Here is a 16,676-nt window from a genome sequence, read left to right as displayed (position 1 = left end):
CCTAACGCGACCCGCCGAAAATCGCGGTTTTTGGGGAACATTCGCGCAGCCGTTCAGCCGGAGAACCTGCCCATGAACGTGGGCGCTTCATCGCCCCGCACGCTGGTTCATCTGACATGGCGCGAAAACCGCATCGAGCAGCGCATCCACTTCGGCCGGATCGCCGAAGAGCAGCGCATCGACCGTCATCGCCGCGTTGTCGGCTTCGATGCCGGCACAATCTTCGCCTTCGTCAGATGGGCCGCGAACGATTACGGCACCGTCGTTTCCCGCATCGACATTCTGCGCGCAGTCGCTCCCGGTGAGAACTACCAGACTGTGCCGCTGGTCGATCCCGGCGGCGAAATCCTTCTCCGCACTCACGGCTGGCCGAAGGTCGAGAAGGTGCTGCACGTCATCGACGCGATTGAGCGGAGCGGCATCGATCCGGCCGACGTCGCGCCGGATCACTGGCGGCACATCCATAACCGTCTCACCGTCAACGAGCCGTTCCGGGCCTACGGCCGCGAACAGCATCGCGCATGGATGTTGCGGCGGGAGTTTCAGCCATGACCGCCCGCTGCATGACGCTCCTCGCAATGCTGGCCGGCACGGCGCTGATCGCGCTGCCGGTCTGGAACCCGCCCGCTGTCCGCGTGATCTGGAACGCATCTGCCAGCGTGCCGGTCGGTCTCTACCGGATCGTTCCCGCCAACCATCTCGATGTCACCGATCTGGCCGTCGTCATGCCGCCCGACGATCTGGCCGTCTTCCTTGACGAGCGCCACTATCTGCCGAAGAGCCTGCCGCTTCTCAAGCGCGTGCTGGCGCTTTCCGGAACGACCGTCTGCCGCAACGGCACGGAGATCACCGCCTACGGCATGACCTACGGGCAGGCCCGCGAGCGCGACGGCCAAGGCCGGCCGCTGCCCGACTGGCAAGGCTGCCGGACGCTCCACGCCGGCGAAGCCTTCTTCATGAACTGGGACGCGCCCGACAGCTTCGACAGCCGTTATTTCGGGCCGCTTCCCCTCACAACCGTCGTCGGTCGGGCAATCCCGCTCTGGACCACTGACGATCCCGATCCGGTCGTGGAAACTTTCCGCGAGCCGGTTTCCGACGAGCCGTGAACGGCTCGCTTCTTCAACAGCAGGAGTTTTTCGCAATGGCCCAGATAGGCACCTTTACCCGCAAGGCCGATGGATTTTTCGGCCGCATCCGCACGCTCACCCTCGACGCCGAAGTGACCATCCATCCCATCGATGAGACGGACGCCGAAAATGCGCCGAGTCATCGCATCTTCGCCGATGGTCTCGAAGTCGGCGCGGCATGGGATCGAACCGGCGAACGCGCAGGCGCGTATCTCTCTGTCACCATAGACGATCCTTCCTTCGTCAAGCCGGTCCGCGCCCGCATGTTCGAGTCCGACACCAAGAAAGACGTCTGGAATCTTCACTGGACGTGCAAGATGCGGTGCGACGGTGAGGCGTGAACCTCATGCGCTGCCATCCTTCCCGCGAACTTTCAGGCTCACTCCCCTTGATCGATCGAACGCCGATCACTCCCCTCGACCCGATCGCCTATCGGGCGGCCGTCGCGCGCAGTGGCGGTCAAGGGCGACGGACTGTTTTCCGGAGAACGGACACGTCTTGCGACGATGCCCGTCCGGAAAATGTTGGCCGGCGGCGAAGCCTTGCCCTTGGCCAGAGCGAGCACGATGGCAGGCTGATGGGCAATCGGGACGGTGGACCATGCGCCGCCGTTCCGGCGATCATGGCGCTGCTGATTGCAGGCGCCACGATCGTCACGCTGCCATGCGCGGCAATGGCCGATCCTCTGCGGAACGAAACGCAGACGACGCGCACGGCCACCGCCGTCGCATCGTCTGATCCTTGGGCCTCTCATATCGCGGAAGCGGCGAAACGCTTCGCCATTCCCGAACGCTGGATACGTGCCGTCATACAGGCAGAAAGCGATCATGATCCGCACGCCATCTCGCCAAAAGGCGCGATGGGCCTGATGCAGATCATGCCTGCGACATGGCAGGAACTGCGCGCCCGACATGGCCTTGGCGATGATCCCTACGATCCTCGCGACAATATTCTGGCCGGCAGCGCCTATATCGCGGAACTGCACGACCTCTATGGTTCGCCGGGCTTCCTCGCCGCCTACAATGCCGGTCCCGGCCGCTATGAAAAGCATCTCGTGACCGGCGATCCATTGCCCGCCGAGACGGTCGCCTACATGGCGAAGATCGTGCCGCAGATCGACGCGGACGCCACCGTTGCCTGGCGCACGGCTGATCGTCCGGCGCGCTCCGAATGGTCTGTCACGCCGCTCTTCATCGCTCGCGCAGCGGTTGCCGGTGGCGGCGGCGATACGGCGGCTGATCTTACTTCCGATGGCCCATCCAAGGCCGGCACGATCACCGACTTGTCGGCGCTCGCACCGCCGTCCTTTGGCCTGTTCGTGCACCGGTCCGATGGGCAGGAGGCGCGGCCATGAGTTTCGTGGTGCCGGGTGGTCTACCGAGCGTCATCGTAACTCATGCGGGATGGCGGGGAGGGGCGGCGGCAACGTCCGATGTAAGGCAAGATAAAAGGCCGCACATCGCGGCTTGGACGGTCGGTTGTTTTGATTGGCTTTTTTCCGGCTTTCCGCACATCGCGGGCTATAAGTGCGATGTGCGCACTCAGAATTTATCGAATATTTTCAACGAATCCTTCACCTCGGAGCGAGTGACCCCATGAGCCGGGACGACGATTTCCGCGTCCGGCCTGGACGCATCCGCACCAGCAAGGCCCAGCGGGCAAGGCCGTTTGTCGCGCAGGCGCTCGCCGCCGCGCAGAAGGCCGGCGGGCATGTTTCCCGGACTGGCAAGATCACGTCCGGCAAAGGCCGTGGGCCGAACTTCGCTCGCGGCCGCGTGGCAAGCGTGCGCGCCAATCGTCTCATCACCAACCGCACTCATTTCTGCACGGTGAAGGCGCGCATTGTCCGCAACAAGGGCGACCGTAGCCCGCTTGCCCGTCATCTCAGTTATCTCCGCCGCGAGGGCGTCACCCGCGCCGCGAACGAAGTGAGCAATGGGGAGAAATACGAGAAGGCCCGCATGTTCGGACCCGAAACCGACAATGCCGACGCAAAGGAATTTGCCGATCAGTGCAAGGACGACCGGCATCATTTCCGGTTCATCGTCTCGCCGGAAGATGCCGCCGACATGGAAGACCTGAAGCGGTTCACGCGCGAGCTGATGGCGCAGGCGGAAAAGGATCTCGGCACCAAACTCGAATGGGTGGGCGTAGATCACTGGAACACCGACAATCCCCATGTGCATGTCATCGTGCGCGGCCGCACCGACGACGGGCAAGACCTCGTGATAGACCGCGACTATATCAAGAGCGGATTGCGCGACCGGGCGCAGGATCTCGTGACGCTGGAATTGGGACCGCGTACCGAATTGGACATACGCCGTTCGCTGGAACGACAGATAGAGGCCGACCGCTGGACACAGCTTGATCGCCAGCTTCTTCGTGACACAAACGAGCATGGCATCATAGATGTTGCTCCGTCTCCGGATAAGCAGGCCGACGATTATTCGATCCAGAAAGTCGGCCGGCTTCGTCACCTCGAACATCTCGGCCTGGCTGAAAGCGTCGGCCCCGGCCAATGGATCATATCCGGCGAGGCCGAAGCCACCTTGCGCGAGCTTGGGCTACGCGGCGACATTATCAAGCGGATGCACCGGGCCTTGACGGAGCGGGGCATCGAGCGCGGCGCTGCCGATTACGTGCTGTCCGGCGAGGCGCATGGCGAGCCGGTCATCGGACGGCTGGTCGAGCGCGGTCTGGACGACGAGTTGCGCGGCACGGCCTTCGCCGTGGTCGATGGTGTGGACGGCCACACCCACCATATTCGTCTTCCCGATATTGAAGCCGCCGGGGACAGCGCGCCGGGTTCGATTGTCGAACTGCGCTCTTTCGAGGATTCGAGAGGCGAGCGCCGCGTTGCGCTGGCGGTTCGTTCCGATCTTTCCCTTGAGGCCCAGACCACGGCCGACGGCGCCACATGGCTCGATCGTCAGCTTGTCGCCCGCGATGCTGTCGATCTCGGCGGCGGTTTCGGGCTGGAGGTGCAACAGGCGATGGAGGCGAGGGCCGAACATCTGATCGAAGAGAGGCTGGCACGGCGCGAGGGCGAGCGGGTTATCTTCGCCCGCAATCTTCTCGGCACGCTCCGCGAACGTGAACTGGACGCACTCGGCGAAAAACTCTCGCATGAAATGAACATGCCGTTCCGCGAAGCGACCGCAGGCGAGTATGTCGCCGGCACCTACAGCCGGCGTTTCACGCTCGCATCCGGCCGCTTCGCGATGGTCGATGATGGTCTCGGCTTCAGCCTCGTGCCGTGGACGCCTTCTGTCGAGAAGCATATCGGCCAGCACATATCCGGCGTGGCTCGCGCCGACGGCGGCGTGGATTGGAACTTCGGCAGGAAACGCGGGCTTGGCCTATGAGAAAGTCAAGGATAGCACACCGCAATGCGCAAGTATTTTTTCGACCGCCTTCGCCTGACTACGATACCGGCGTTCAATCATGTTGAAATCATTTTGGAAATTCCTTTTCCCTCAACAACAAACCATGTTCGGAAGGGAGTTCCCGTCTTGTCGGCTACGCGCGTGCTTTGGGGGCAGATCACCATTGTTCTGCTGATCGTGCTCGTTGCGGTCTGGAGCGCAACACAATGGACGGCATGGCGGCTTGGCTTCCAGCTCCAACTTGGCTCGCCCTGGTTCGAGCTTGTGGGCCAGCCCATCTATCCCCCGCCCGCCCTGTTCTGGTGGTGGTATTTCTACGACGCCTATGCGCCGAGCGTCTTTCTCGAAGGCGGAGCCATTGCCGCGTCGGGTGGTCTGATGGCAATCGCGGTTGCCATATTCATGTCGATCTGGCGGGCGCGGGAGGCACGGGACGTTCGCACTTTCGGTTCTGCTCGATGGGCCAAACGCGAGGAAATCGAAGAAGCCGGTCTTCTTGGCAATGACGGTGTGGTGCTTGGCTGCTATGAAACCGAATATCTTCGCCACAATGGAGCCGAGCATGTGCTGGCATTCGCTCCGACCCGATCCGGCAAAGGGGTAGGACTGGTGGTGCCCACGTTATTGACATGGCCGGGATCGGCCATCGTTCACGACATCAAGGGCGAGAACTGGGAACTGACGTCCGGCTTCCGCGCCAGACATGGCCGCGTGCTGCTGTTCGACCCGACCAATGCAGCTTCTTCCGCCTACAATCCTCTGCTGGAGGTGCGCAAAGGAGAATGGGAGGTTCGCGACGTGCAGAATGTCGCCGATGTGCTCGTTGATCCTGAAGGCTCGCTGGAAAAGCGGAACCATTGGGAAAAGACATCTCATTCGCTTCTTGTCGGCGCGATCCTGCACGTTCTCTATGCCGAGCAGGGTAAGACGCTGGCGGGCGTCGCTGCCTTCCTCTCCGATCCGCGCCGCCCGATCGAATCTACGCTGTCCGCCATGATGACCACGCCGCACCTTGGCGAGAAGGGACCGCATCCGGTTGTCGCCAGCGCCGCCCGCGAGCTGCTGAACAAATCGGACAATGAGCGCTCCGGCGTCTTGAGCACCGCCATGAGCTTTCTTGGGCTGTATCGAGATCCGGTCGTCGCGGCCGTCACCAGCCGTTGCGACTGGCGCATTGCCGATCTTGTCAGCGAGGAGCGACCGACCACGCTCTATCTGGTCGTGCCGCCGTCCGACATTTCCCGTACCAAACCGCTCGTGCGCCTTGTCCTCAACCAGATCGGCCGGCGATTGACGGAAGACCTGCATGCGAAGGATCGTCGCCACCGGCTGCTGATGATGCTCGACGAGTTTCCCGCACTCGGCAGGCTCGACTTCTTCGAGAGCGCGCTTGCCTTCATGGCCGGTTATCAGACCAAGGCGTTCCTGATCGCGCAGAGCCTCAACCAGATCGAGAAGGCATATGGTGCGAACAATTCCATCCTCGACAATTGCCATGTCAGGGTGAGTTTCGCGACCAATGATGAACGTACTGCCAAGCGCGTCTCCGACTCGCTCGGGACCGCGACGGAAATGCGCGCCATGCAGAACTATGCCGGACACCGCCTTGCTCCGTGGTTGTCGCATCTGATGGTTTCTCGTTCCGAGACGGCGCGGCCGCTGCTTACCCCCGGCGAGATCATGCAGCTCCCGCCCGACGACGAGATTGTCATGGTGGCGGGCATTCCGCCGATCCGCACGAAGAAGGCCAGATATTTTGATGATGCTCGGTTCAGGGAGCGCCTGCTTGCCGCTCCCGCCAATGCAAATGCCGGATTTGCATCGAAGGCGGATGACTGGTCGGAGTTGAAGCCGATCTCAGCCCCGCCGGTTGGAAAAAGTAGGGGCACGGCCAAGGGCAAGCCCGCAAAGGAGGAGGCGGACAAGCAGGACGACGATTCAGCCAATGCCGGCCTGCGTCGCGAACCCGGCCTTGAGCCACACAAGGACATTGCGCCGGAGCCGGAAAAGTCCTCATTCAACGAGTTCGATCCCGACATGGACGAGCCGGAGCGTGATGCCGTTACCAGTCGGGCGCTTGCCCGCAACATGCGCCAAGTCGCACGGCAGATTTCGATGAATCCCGGCGACGGGTTGTAGTTGTAAGCCATGCCCCCACGCCCCGACAAGAAACAGCGCCTTTCCGTCTATCTCGATCCTGATCTGAAGCGCCGCCTTGCGGATTTCGCGGAGCGGCGAGGGCAATCGGATTCTCTCATTGCCGAAGCTGCTATTGCCTCCTTCCTGTCACCGGATGCCGACGAGCGGAAGGAAGCCGCAATCGGCAAACGTCTCGACCGGATTGATCGCAGCATCCAGCGGCTTGAACGGGACGTTGGTATCGCCAATGAAGCCTTTGCCCTGTTCATTCGCTTCTGGCTGACTTCAACGGCATCGCTTCCGGATACGGTCCAAGCCGCAGCCCGTGCCAAGGGCGGTGAGCGCTATGATAAATTCCTTGTTGCGCTCGGTCGCAGACTCGCCAATGGGCCGAGGCTTAGGCAGGAAGTGCCGGAAGAAAGAAGTTGATCGTGGGTGCAGGCCGTGCTGAGCGCTTTTCTCAACCATTCAGACAGTGCCTAGCGGTGGCCGTGGCATATGGATATGAGAGCAATTCGAGCGGTTCAGTTTGACTCGTAGCCGCGCGAATTGATTGCTTGTATTGTTGAACGCCGAATCTCCCAAGAAGGTCTAAGCATCGCGGTCGGCGGAAACATGCATACAGAATGTGACATCCAATGTGCGGCCCTTTGGTTTGTGACCCTATCATACGTCTATGAGGTTTCCTGCCGCCGATCACACCGCGATTCATGAGATTCTGAAATCATTATTGACCTCAACGATAGTTGAGGAACTATACAGTCGCGAGGAGCAGCTTGCTCTTTTTCTGAAGCGTCCGCAGGGCATGATCAAAGGGACATGGATGGCCTTTCCCGGTCTCGGAAAATCGAAAGAAATCCGCGACGTGATCGCATATCTCCGGCAACACTGGAACTGATTGAACGAATCACTCAAAAGGGGCGCAACCACAGCAGTTTCTACAATGCTTCTTCTTTGTCGAATGTGCCATTGCTCCAACGAGATAGAGAAACAGTGAGAATGGCTGAAGATCATAGCATTACTATAACCTATGCGCCGAACGTGGATCAGATACCGGACTATGTTCTGGGCTTTGAACATCAGGCCTATCAAAATTACCGGATGATGTTCGATCGGTCGTGGGATCGGCATTTCTGGTGGATCAGAACGAACCTTTCCTTTTCGTCCGCGGTTGTTGCCGGCCTCATTTGTTCTGTAACGTTGGCATTTATCCCCGGGGTACGGGCCAGCCTTGATTATTGGATTCTGGCGCCTGCGCCTCTTGTCGCAATTGCTGTATGGCTTGTCCTGTGGATCGGCTCGAAAAAGTCAAATCGCGAATATAGTGAAACCATAGCGCACTGGAATATCGAACAGGAGCTTGCCTTCTCTCCTCACTTCGATGTCAAAATTGGACCAACGGGCTTCAGACAGGTCACACGAATTTATACGATCGAGTTGAGTTGGGCGATGTACCATCATGCGATCTTGCAGCCAGACAATCTGGTCCTGGTTTTTCAAGGCACTGTCGCGGTAATTCCAAACAAAGCACTACCCACAGCTCCCCAAGATATTGTCAATCATATCCATTTATGGTCGGCGGCCCAGCAAAACGAAATAAGGCCGTTAGCGTCTCTATGAGAATGGTCCTCGACTACGATTTTGACGTACTATCCTAAAGATGGACAAAAGGCCCACCAACCAGGAAAACGCTCTCCGCCGCTCCTGATCGCAAATAACAGTTCCGTAAGTCTGGCTACGTCGAAATGCAACGGCGTCGATCCCTATGACCGTGAGCTCATCGTTTTGACCTACAATGCCGATGCTGCGGTGTGTCGTTGCTTACAATGGTCTCGCGGAGTTTTTTCGTTAGTCCATGTAAATGATTGAAAGTCGGGCGGTTCCTCTCAATAGAAATCGATCAAATGGGCGGAATCTCTTTCGGTCGGTCGGATTTCGCGGCGCTTAGCGACATGTCTGAGATTACCGATGCAATTTCCTGCACGCTTTGCTGTGTTAGTTGCACGCTTTGGGTCCGCGTCAAAAAAGTTTGTTGAGCGACGACAAACGACAAAACCTGTCCGATTAGGGCGTGAGTTTTAATGATCGTTACCGGATCATCAGCTTGAGTATTATTCAATCGGGCAACCGTCGCGCTGATTGTCGTGTGTAATGGTTCGATGAACCCTTTGAAAAGTGTATTGAAGTTCTCGGTCGGTTTGAGCTGCTCTCTGACAATCAGGGCGGTGCGGTTAATGGAACGGCCTGGCGACAAAATTAAAAGAGTAAAGGCATGGATCAGGGACCGTAGTCCGTTCTCGCAATCTACTCCAGACTTAACGTCGATCTCATCCGGCGACGATATCAACAGTCCAGTCTGCGCCAATCCTTCTGCGATTTCACCCGCTATTTCAGCAATAACAGCCCTATAAACGCCTTCCTTACCGCCAAAATGATAGGGTATGGCAGACTGATTTACACCCGCAGTTTCAGCCAGAACGCGTGTGCGCACACCCTCAACGCCAAACTCGGCAAACAAATGCAGCCCAGCCTCGATCAATCGTGCACGCGTGGCTTCAGAGGAGTTGGTTGAAACCGTATCGGATTTGTTCATGGACAGTGATTTCAAGAGATTAAGGGCAGATAGTCGTAATACGACTATCTGCCTACGATGTGTCAACCTGCTCTCATTACATTGGTCGAATTTTGATTGAGTTCAATACCGCCATCTTTTCCGACCAGCACCGTGCCACCCAAGTTCGCTAAATGCCTGCCAAATGCGCAATTGGTCTCGAAAGCGAAAGACATTCCTTCTTGTAACGGCAGGTCTCGCCATGTTGTCGGAAGGCGTCCGATAGATCCATAGGCTGCAGCCTCCGGGAGTGACTCCGGACCGGGTGCGGAGCCAAAACCGATCGGCCCGTAAGGGTTAATGCTGTGGATGAGCGGATGAACGTGCCATCCGCCTGATGCGAGCAGGGGCACTTCCATAATGTCCACAACCTCTCCGAATGTCCGTCCCGGGCGCAATGCTTTCAGTCCTTCTTCATAACAGGCTCTGGCGACGGCGGCGGCGCGCTCAAAGTCGGGATGTGCCTTTCCGACAGTAATCGCGGGCTGGTGCTGCGTTTCATACATTCCATAGAACGCGAAAACCTCAGCAAGTACCACGTCCCCTTCTTCAATCATTCTTGGTGGTTGAGCCCTGTAAGTCCAGGCAGCGGGACCCCATCCTATGAATTCCCGGCCGGATCCAAAGAGTATTTCGGCGGTGAAACCTACATTGCGCAAACATTCTGCGGTTGTTGCTGCCACAATATCCGCTTCATTTACGCCGGGTCGGGTCGCAGCTCTCATCGCTTCACACATCTTCTCCCCAATCCCGGCAGCATGGCGAATAAGGGACAGCTCCTCTCGGCTGTGTGCTGCTGTAAGCATGAAATATTCACGATACACCGGCTTAAACTCTGCCTTGGGAAACGCCTCCTTTACTGTGCTCCAGATGCCGTACGGAATTGCGCCGTCGAAATAAAAGGGCGGGTATGGCTCGAGGCCGATCACTCCAATCTTCCCGGTCAACCCGATGCGGTTAAGGATTGAGACGAGATGGGCGCCGTTTTTGCCCACATAAATTTGTTCAGGTTCAAGCCATTGCTGATCACCTCGAAGCCGGGCCTGCATATGGTCCGAGACGGCCATCGGTGCGAAGGCAAGCACTATTGGCGGCTCATCGCCCTTGAATATGACGATAGAGCCCAATCGGTCATTGGTGAAATAGCTATCGGGAGAGAAAGGTGCCGGCGCGGAGGATTCCCGATCACCGTAAACGATGAGGCCATCGACGCCAGCCACATTCATAATCTTGCGAGCGATGTTCCAGCGTCTGTCGCGTTCGGAAAGCGAAAGACGCGGTGCATCTTGAAGGTAGGAAGGTAATGAATTTTCTGGTGAAGGCGACGAATGAGAAGTTGCGTTCGCGGTTTGCAAACCGCTTAACGCAGCTGCTGCAGACATTCCTAAGAGATCACGGCGGTTCATGGGTTCCTCGTGGAAAAAAGATTGACGTGGCTTGATTAATTCATTTGAATGAATTAATCAACAATGAAGGTGAAAAGGCCCTTGCGGTAATGCGAACGTGAGGCTGTTATCTGGAAGTGGAAATGCGTGGATCAGTTCGGCGGTAGCATTGCCACATCTGTTGGGATGACCGTTGAGAAAAATTTGGTCGATGATACTAAAATTCTTTATGTAGAATATCGTATTTTAGGTAGAATGCTGAATAGCGCCGGCGTTCGATCAGTGTTGTTCGGGTTGTGAACGTCAAATATCTATCTCGTCTTCAAGGTTCTCAGCATGACATCTTCGCGATCACCTGTGGCCACTGGACCAGGTTCTACTTCGCGGGCGCCTGAAGAGCTCAGCCACGACGGTAGCCACTGGATAGTCACAGCCAATCCCGGTGGAAGGCGCAAGCTGGGCCTCGGTCTGGTGCCGGCTCTGGATAAGGCTATCGCGGTCATAGAGTATCTAAACTGGCAGCCGAGCGACCAGACAACACTTGCCAATATCTCCTCTGCGTTGGAGATTACCAAGAGCCATTGCCATTCGATCCTGAAGACTCTTCAGGACCATGGCTGGCTGCGGTTTGATGAGCGCGCAAAGACGTATACCCTGCATCCTGGGCTTCTCGGCAGCGTGTCGAAGCTGCTGGCGGTTCCAACGATCGAGATCATCCGGACCGAAATTTCTGCTTTGGTGTCTGCCTTTCACCTTCCATGTGTGGTTTCGCAACCCATGCCGGACCATACATTTATGCTCGTTGACAAGATTCATGAACCGATGCGTATGGAGGTCTCTCTACCGATCGGATTTCGATATCCGCGAGATGCCTCTGCACAGATGCGTGCCTATCTGGCCTGGATGCCGGAGGAAAAGATCCGGCACTGGTTCGAAGATTGGGTACCGGTCCAGTACACTACTTCATCGTTGATGACGGAAATTGATGTCTTTGCTGAACTGCAAGCGACGCGCCTGCGAGGGTATGCAAGAAGCTGCTCTGAGTTTACGGACGGACTGATGGCGCTTGCGTTACCAATTTTCGGCAAGAATGGCGATGTGGAGTTTATAATCAACTGCCCGGCACCAATGGAAGTTATGAGTGCGCTTGAGGATGACGTGGCAACTGCGATGAGGCGGGCTGTGCAGCATATCCATCAACAGACTCTGGCTCGTCTGCCGTGCGATTTCGTCAAGTAAACAAGCGAAATTCCAAGGTCACTTCGGCTAGACATAATATAAGTGCCGCAATCCCATCGGGCATGCGCCAGCATTTTTGTGTTCCCGCTCCGGCATCGTCAAGGCATGGGGTGGTCCAGTAATGCATGCGAGGTGTGAAAAGTGCTCCAATGTGACATTTCGGCTGATGAGCTTTGTTTGTAATCGTCATCGTTGTTGAAAACGAAAATTCTCTTGACAGGAAAACATCAGAAGATTCTATTATTTCCTATACAGAATATAATTCTATATAGAGAACGGGAGACGAATAAAAGCAGCGGGCACAGGTGATGTGCAGAGCGATCTCTCCGGTCGCACAGAAACCCATGAGCTTCGAATAACAGATAATTCAAGTCACGATCATAGCCCTACAACGGAGCAAGCAGAATGACGCGTGTCCTTAGGATTGCAGCAGCACAAATGGGCCCGGTCAATTCCGGCGAGCCCCAGACTGAAACAGTTGGTCGGTTATTGGCTCTCCTTGATCAGGCGGCGGATAAAGGGTGCGATATCGCGGTCTTTCCGGAACTGGCACTGTCGACCTTTTTTCCCAGATCGTATCTTCTCAATATTTCCGACGCGGACGGTTTTTACGAGCACATCATGCCGAGCACGGATGTGCAGCCATTGTTTGATTATGCCAAACGTCGCCGCATTGGCTTCAGCCTTGGTTATGCAGAGATTGCGAATGATGGTGAGAATACGCATCGTTACAACACCCAGATCCTTGTCGACAGGGATGGCCGCATTGTATCCAAGTATCGAAAAGTGCATCTGCCGGGGCATACCGATCATCGACCCGATGACCCGTTTCAGAATCTCGAAAAATACTATTTCGAGATCGGCAATTTAGGCTTCCCAGTGGTAGATGCCTTCGGCGGTCGGATAGGCATGTGCATTTGCAATGACCGTAGGTGGCCCGAAACCTATCGCATGATGGGCCTGCAAGGAGTTGAGCTGATCACGCTGGGATATACGACACCAATTTATAATCCACGAGCAAAGCAATCCCCCGAACTGCGCATGTTTCAGAGTAGGCTGTGTATGCAGGCCGGCGCTTACCAAAACTCTACGTTCGTCGTGGGTGTCGCCAAAGCCGGCAAGGAAGATGGCGTCGACCTGATGGGGGGATCATGCATCATACATCCGGATGGTCGCGTTATCGCCGAGACAACCGGGCTGGATGATGAGATAGCGTTCGCGGATTGCGATTTGGACGATTGTGTTAATGGCAAGATGGAGGAGTTTAATTTCGAGCGCAACCGACGGCCTGAACTATATGATGGCCTGCTCACACCTCACGAGAGCATTCCGTCACCGGCAGATATCTTGAAGGCTTCGCGACCATATCGGTCAACCAATCGGTGAGGAGGCAAGCTCATGAAGGGCATAGCCCGCGCTGAGTGGTCAGGGAACATTGCTCGATACTGCCGTGGATCTCAGAGGCTTTCGAGCTCGTCGTAACTTAGCGACATTGATGGTTGATTTGAGTGATCCAAGCGACAGGACGTGCTATGGACTTTCCGAAGCCGAAATGAACTTTGATCGCAAAAGCGCCGGAACGGCTTTCAGTCGTTCGGATCAGTGGGAAGAATGTGGACATAAACAGCATGCGAAAAAGTATATCTCAAAGGGAGAATGGGAACAGCCATCTGTCGCAAAAATCCCGCCTCTTGCGACAAACCTATGTGACGTAACAGGTTTCAAGAATTCCTCGATAATTCTAAGCGCCGCTCCATAATGATAGTTTGTTCATCACCATGATAGCTATCGCGGGTCGCCACGAAACCGAGCTTGGAATAGAAGGATTCCGCAGTAATAGACGATGGCACTGTCAGAACGGCAATTCCACTAGCGCGCGCGGTCTGTACAATCTCAGCCATCAACTGAGTTCCGACACCCTGCCCATGATTGGCAGGGGACACAAAAACGGTACGTACTACTTTACCATCGAGGCTCGCTGTCCCAACGATCTCCCCGTTTCGAATCGCCACAAAGACCGTCCGATTCTTGATTAGCCGCCGCACAGCAACAGCACTAAAGCTTTGTTCGACACGAGCGATAATCTCTGGAGAATAATCGTTTGCATTAGTCTCGCGTAGGGCAGAGATGATAACGGAGCTGATGTCTTCGGCATCTGCCTCATAAGCTGAGCGGATAGTAGTTTTCATATTTGCAGTTCTTTCTTGGTCCCAAAAATCTCAAAATCTGCGACAGGGACTAAAATCAGTTCTATAGCAGGCTTTATAAACTTCGCAAAAGAGTCGGTGAAATATGATAAAAAACGGAACTATATTTGGTTCAACCCGTCCCTCTTTCACTTGAGCGGCATAGGATTTGCGATTCACCTGTTCGCGATGTTTTCCTCCGCAGCCGGATACTGAAAATATTTAACAGCAAAGGCCTTGATCATCCATCTCGTTACTGCACCTATTAGGTCATGACCAAGTCTTAGCCTGTGAAGATCGCGGCAAAGCCAGATTCCAAGTTCAGGTGTTTCGAACTGAAGAGTATGTACTCCGACGATACTAGGAATCGCCCATCGTCCCGATGACGGGCGACAAAATGTAGCTCAAACCTCTCTTCAATCGCGGGAAGCCTAATGCGCCATGCATCAGCGAAACTGCTTCGGGTGGTGGTGGTGGTTCCCAAGCCATAAACCGGGTGATTTCTGGAGAAATGCAAGCGAAAACCTCGCTTGCATCTTCTGGTTTGAAAGGACGGATGGTTGTTCGAGTCGTCGATATTCAATGGCTCGCATAAGGGGGCCTTGTGAGTTGTCACAAAACTCTCAAAACTTCACAGTAACAGGCACTAGGACTTCTGCGAATCCATGATGCGTCTGTCTGCGATGGTCAAAATCACCGCAATAGTCAAGGTGACGGCAAACACCAGCATAGTTCGGGCCGATCCTGCGATTTCAAACTGCATGGCCGCGAGGGGCAGAACCGCGAGGATCGTCAGATTATTGAGACTTTCCGAAACCGCCAGCACCTGACCTTTGTCGTCTTCGCTTCGAGTGGCGAGCATTGAAGTGCTGGTTGGTGCGGCAAGTCCGAGCGCAAAGCCCCAAACGGTAAGGCACGCCAGTCCACCCTCCAGCGGCAATGGCGCGATCATGAACGTGCCAATCGCCATGATCAGAATTAGTAACGCGGCCATGAGCGTTCGCTCGTCTCCTCGAAAGAGGCGGACAGCCCGTCCGACCCCGAGATTGCCGAGCAGAAGTCCTAGGCCGAATGCGGAGACTGAGATGCCAACGATTCCAACGCTGAGGTCATGACGCTGTCGTAGCACCTCGCCGGCGAGCAGGAAGCCTGCGACGGCCGTACCGTTCCAAAGTCCTTTCGCGACCAAAGGCCGTGTAATGCTTCCCTCTGTGATCCAGCTAAATTGCCGCCTGTTTGTTTCGGAATGGCGGACTTTGCGTTCCGGGATCGCACGCCGGGCAACGGCGAATGTCGTCAAGCACCCGGCAGCAGTCGTAAGGAAAGGTGCGCGCCAATCGAACGCTTCCGTCAGGATGCCTGCAATCACGGGGCCAGCCACAATTCCGGCCGTCATTCCGACCATGACCGCACCCATGGCGCCGGATTGCCGATGCACGTGGATAATGTCGGCCACCAACGCAAAGGCCGTGGGGATGAGCGCCGCCGATGCCAAACCGCCGAATATCCGCAACGCGATAGCAGCGCCGAAACTGGGTGCTACCGTTAATGCGAGCCCATCGATCGCGAACAGAACAAGCGAGATCAGCAGGAGGCGGCGGCGGTCGATACGATCAGATAGAAAGCCGAAGATCGGCGCCGCAACGGCATAGGAGAGGGCGTAGCTGGACACGAGCCAGGAGGCGTGTGCCGGTGTCGTATCGAAGGCGGTTGCCAAAGGCGAAAGCATTGTCGAAAGCATGAATTCGGTTGCTCCAACAAAGAAGACCGTGAGAGCAAGGGCAGGTAAAAGGAATCGTGAGGGCACGATTGTCCTCCTTGAGTAATAAAGCTGGATGAAAACCGGCGCACGATATTCGCGAGCGGATTCGTGGCATCGGAGCAAAATGGGTTGGGAAATTTAGAAACGTCTTCTAGTGACGCGGGAGCAATGCAGGTCCATGGCGGGGCATTGCGATGCGAGTCCAGTAATCAAACTCGCCGGAACCATATAAGTCCAGATATTCATTAGCAGGATGACAGAAAAATCTCAATTCAGTTTTGTTCTGTCCTCCGATAAAACGGTTGAAACTAGAAGAGCATTGCGGCGGATTTTCCTAAAATCCCGGGACAAATAACGGCGATTGAGTGGAGCGTGATCGCAAGCCGGACTGCATTTGGACTACCGGGTTGACGGACGAACTGGTTATCGGAAACTTCATAATGGCGTCCTCGATTGGGGAGAGACCACCCGTTGCGTCAACCACATCGTTCGTCTCGGCAGACTAGACGCAATGAAGGCGTAGATCGGCTAGCGTCGACCTGTTTCCTACGGCGGCAACTCATCGGTCATGGTCGACGACACTTCCGCCTGGCAGTTCAATGTCGATGCACCGGACAGGGCATCTGTGGGCAGACATCACCTACAGTGGGCCTCGCCCCAATCAGGAAACCATGAGGGTCCCAGCGAGAGCATTTTGCCTGAGGCAATGTCAGCTCAATTCCTCGGTTCGCGTGATAACTCAATTAGAACCTGAAGAAGTCGATAAGAATGCATTTGCTTCGCCGAGAAATCTGGGCAGGAGCCATTCATTCTACATTCGTCCGTTTGCTGAACTGAA

General features: G+C 56.1%; 15 protein-coding genes. 11 read left to right on the top strand and 4 right to left on the bottom strand.

Annotated features, from left to right (window positions below):
• Positions 1–72: 72 nt before the first annotated feature.
• The 9 genes from AC0TOF_RS02500 to AC0TOF_RS02460 all read left to right on the top strand — a co-directional run bounded on the left by AC0TOF_RS02500 (position 73) and on the right by AC0TOF_RS02460 (position 8,275).
• Positions 73–552, top strand: a complete 480-nt coding sequence (locus AC0TOF_RS02500) for a DUF2840 domain-containing protein (protein ID WP_021586637.1) — start codon at positions 73–75, stop codon at positions 550–552.
• Positions 549–1,109 (top strand): S26 family signal peptidase, encoded by a 561-nt coding sequence (locus AC0TOF_RS02495; RefSeq protein ID WP_473767101.1) that lies wholly within the window; start codon positions 549–551, stop codon positions 1,107–1,109. The genes AC0TOF_RS02500 and AC0TOF_RS02495 overlap by 4 nt, the downstream gene beginning before the upstream one ends.
• A 35-nt stretch (positions 1,110–1,144) precedes the next feature.
• A complete protein-coding gene (locus AC0TOF_RS02490; RefSeq protein WP_473767100.1) occupies positions 1,145–1,471 on the top strand; it encodes a DUF736 domain-containing protein in 327 nt (108 codons plus the stop codon).
• A gap of 47 nt (positions 1,472–1,518) precedes the next feature.
• Positions 1,519–2,484 (top strand): lytic transglycosylase domain-containing protein, encoded by a 966-nt coding sequence (locus AC0TOF_RS02485; RefSeq protein WP_473767099.1) that lies wholly within the window; start codon positions 1,519–1,521, stop codon positions 2,482–2,484.
• Complete coding sequence (locus tag AC0TOF_RS02480; RefSeq protein ID WP_473767098.1) at positions 2,481–2,729, top strand: hypothetical protein; 249 nt, start codon at positions 2,481–2,483, stop codon at positions 2,727–2,729. The genes AC0TOF_RS02485 and AC0TOF_RS02480 overlap by 4 nt, the downstream gene beginning before the upstream one ends.
• Complete coding sequence (locus tag AC0TOF_RS02475) at positions 2,726–4,495, top strand: relaxase/mobilization nuclease domain-containing protein (protein WP_230349589.1); 1,770 nt, start codon at positions 2,726–2,728, stop codon at positions 4,493–4,495. The genes AC0TOF_RS02480 and AC0TOF_RS02475 overlap by 4 nt, the downstream gene beginning before the upstream one ends.
• Positions 4,496–4,642: 147 nt before the next feature.
• The gene (locus AC0TOF_RS02470; protein ID WP_031346668.1) at positions 4,643–6,655 is read left to right on the top strand and encodes a conjugal transfer protein TraG; all 2,013 of its coding nucleotides are present in this window, start codon (positions 4,643–4,645) and stop codon (positions 6,653–6,655) included.
• Between the two features lie 9 nt (positions 6,656–6,664).
• Positions 6,665–7,084 carry a CopG family transcriptional regulator gene (locus AC0TOF_RS02465; protein WP_021586631.1) on the top strand — a complete coding sequence of 140 codons (420 nt, stop codon included), beginning with the start codon at positions 6,665–6,667 and terminating at the stop codon, positions 7,082–7,084.
• 390 nt (positions 7,085–7,474) lie between these two features.
• Entirely contained in the window at positions 7,475–8,275 is an 801-nt protein-coding gene (locus tag AC0TOF_RS02460; RefSeq protein WP_473767097.1) for a hypothetical protein, read from the top strand.
• Positions 8,276–8,555: 280 nt separating this feature from the next.
• Here AC0TOF_RS02460 and AC0TOF_RS02455 read toward each other — a convergent pair whose 3' ends face one another.
• Entirely contained in the window at positions 8,556–9,248 is a 693-nt protein-coding gene (locus tag AC0TOF_RS02455) for a CerR family C-terminal domain-containing protein (protein ID WP_473767096.1), read from the bottom strand.
• A gap of 62 nt (positions 9,249–9,310) precedes the next feature.
• Positions 9,311–10,672, bottom strand: a complete 1,362-nt coding sequence (locus AC0TOF_RS02450; RefSeq protein ID WP_473767095.1) for a M24 family metallopeptidase — start codon at positions 10,670–10,672, stop codon at positions 9,311–9,313.
• Positions 10,673–10,987: 315 nt separating this feature from the next.
• Here AC0TOF_RS02450 and AC0TOF_RS02445 point away from each other — a divergent pair, with 315 nt between their 5' ends.
• Positions 10,988–11,890 (top strand): IclR family transcriptional regulator domain-containing protein, encoded by a 903-nt coding sequence (locus AC0TOF_RS02445; RefSeq protein ID WP_082465617.1) that lies wholly within the window; start codon positions 10,988–10,990, stop codon positions 11,888–11,890.
• Between the two features lie 405 nt (positions 11,891–12,295).
• Complete coding sequence (locus tag AC0TOF_RS02440) at positions 12,296–13,276, top strand: N-carbamoyl-D-amino-acid hydrolase (RefSeq protein WP_473767094.1); 981 nt, start codon at positions 12,296–12,298, stop codon at positions 13,274–13,276.
• Between the two features lie 335 nt (positions 13,277–13,611).
• Here the strand turns inward: AC0TOF_RS02440 and AC0TOF_RS02435 are convergent, their stop codons facing one another.
• Both AC0TOF_RS02435 and AC0TOF_RS02430 read right to left on the bottom strand, forming a co-directional pair.
• Positions 13,612–14,079: a GNAT family N-acetyltransferase gene (locus AC0TOF_RS02435; protein ID WP_077684154.1), complete on the bottom strand. Its 468-nt coding sequence runs from the start codon at positions 14,077–14,079 to the stop codon at positions 13,612–13,614.
• 643 nt (positions 14,080–14,722) lie between these two features.
• Entirely contained in the window at positions 14,723–15,883 is a 1,161-nt protein-coding gene (locus AC0TOF_RS02430; protein ID WP_077684153.1) for an MFS transporter, read from the bottom strand.
• Positions 15,884–16,676: the final 793 nt, after the last annotated feature.

Source organism: Ochrobactrum sp. PL_is501 (assembly GCF_055816895.1).
The sequence above is the reverse complement of the archived record's forward strand: the minus strand, read 5'-3'. Positions and strand labels throughout refer to the sequence as shown.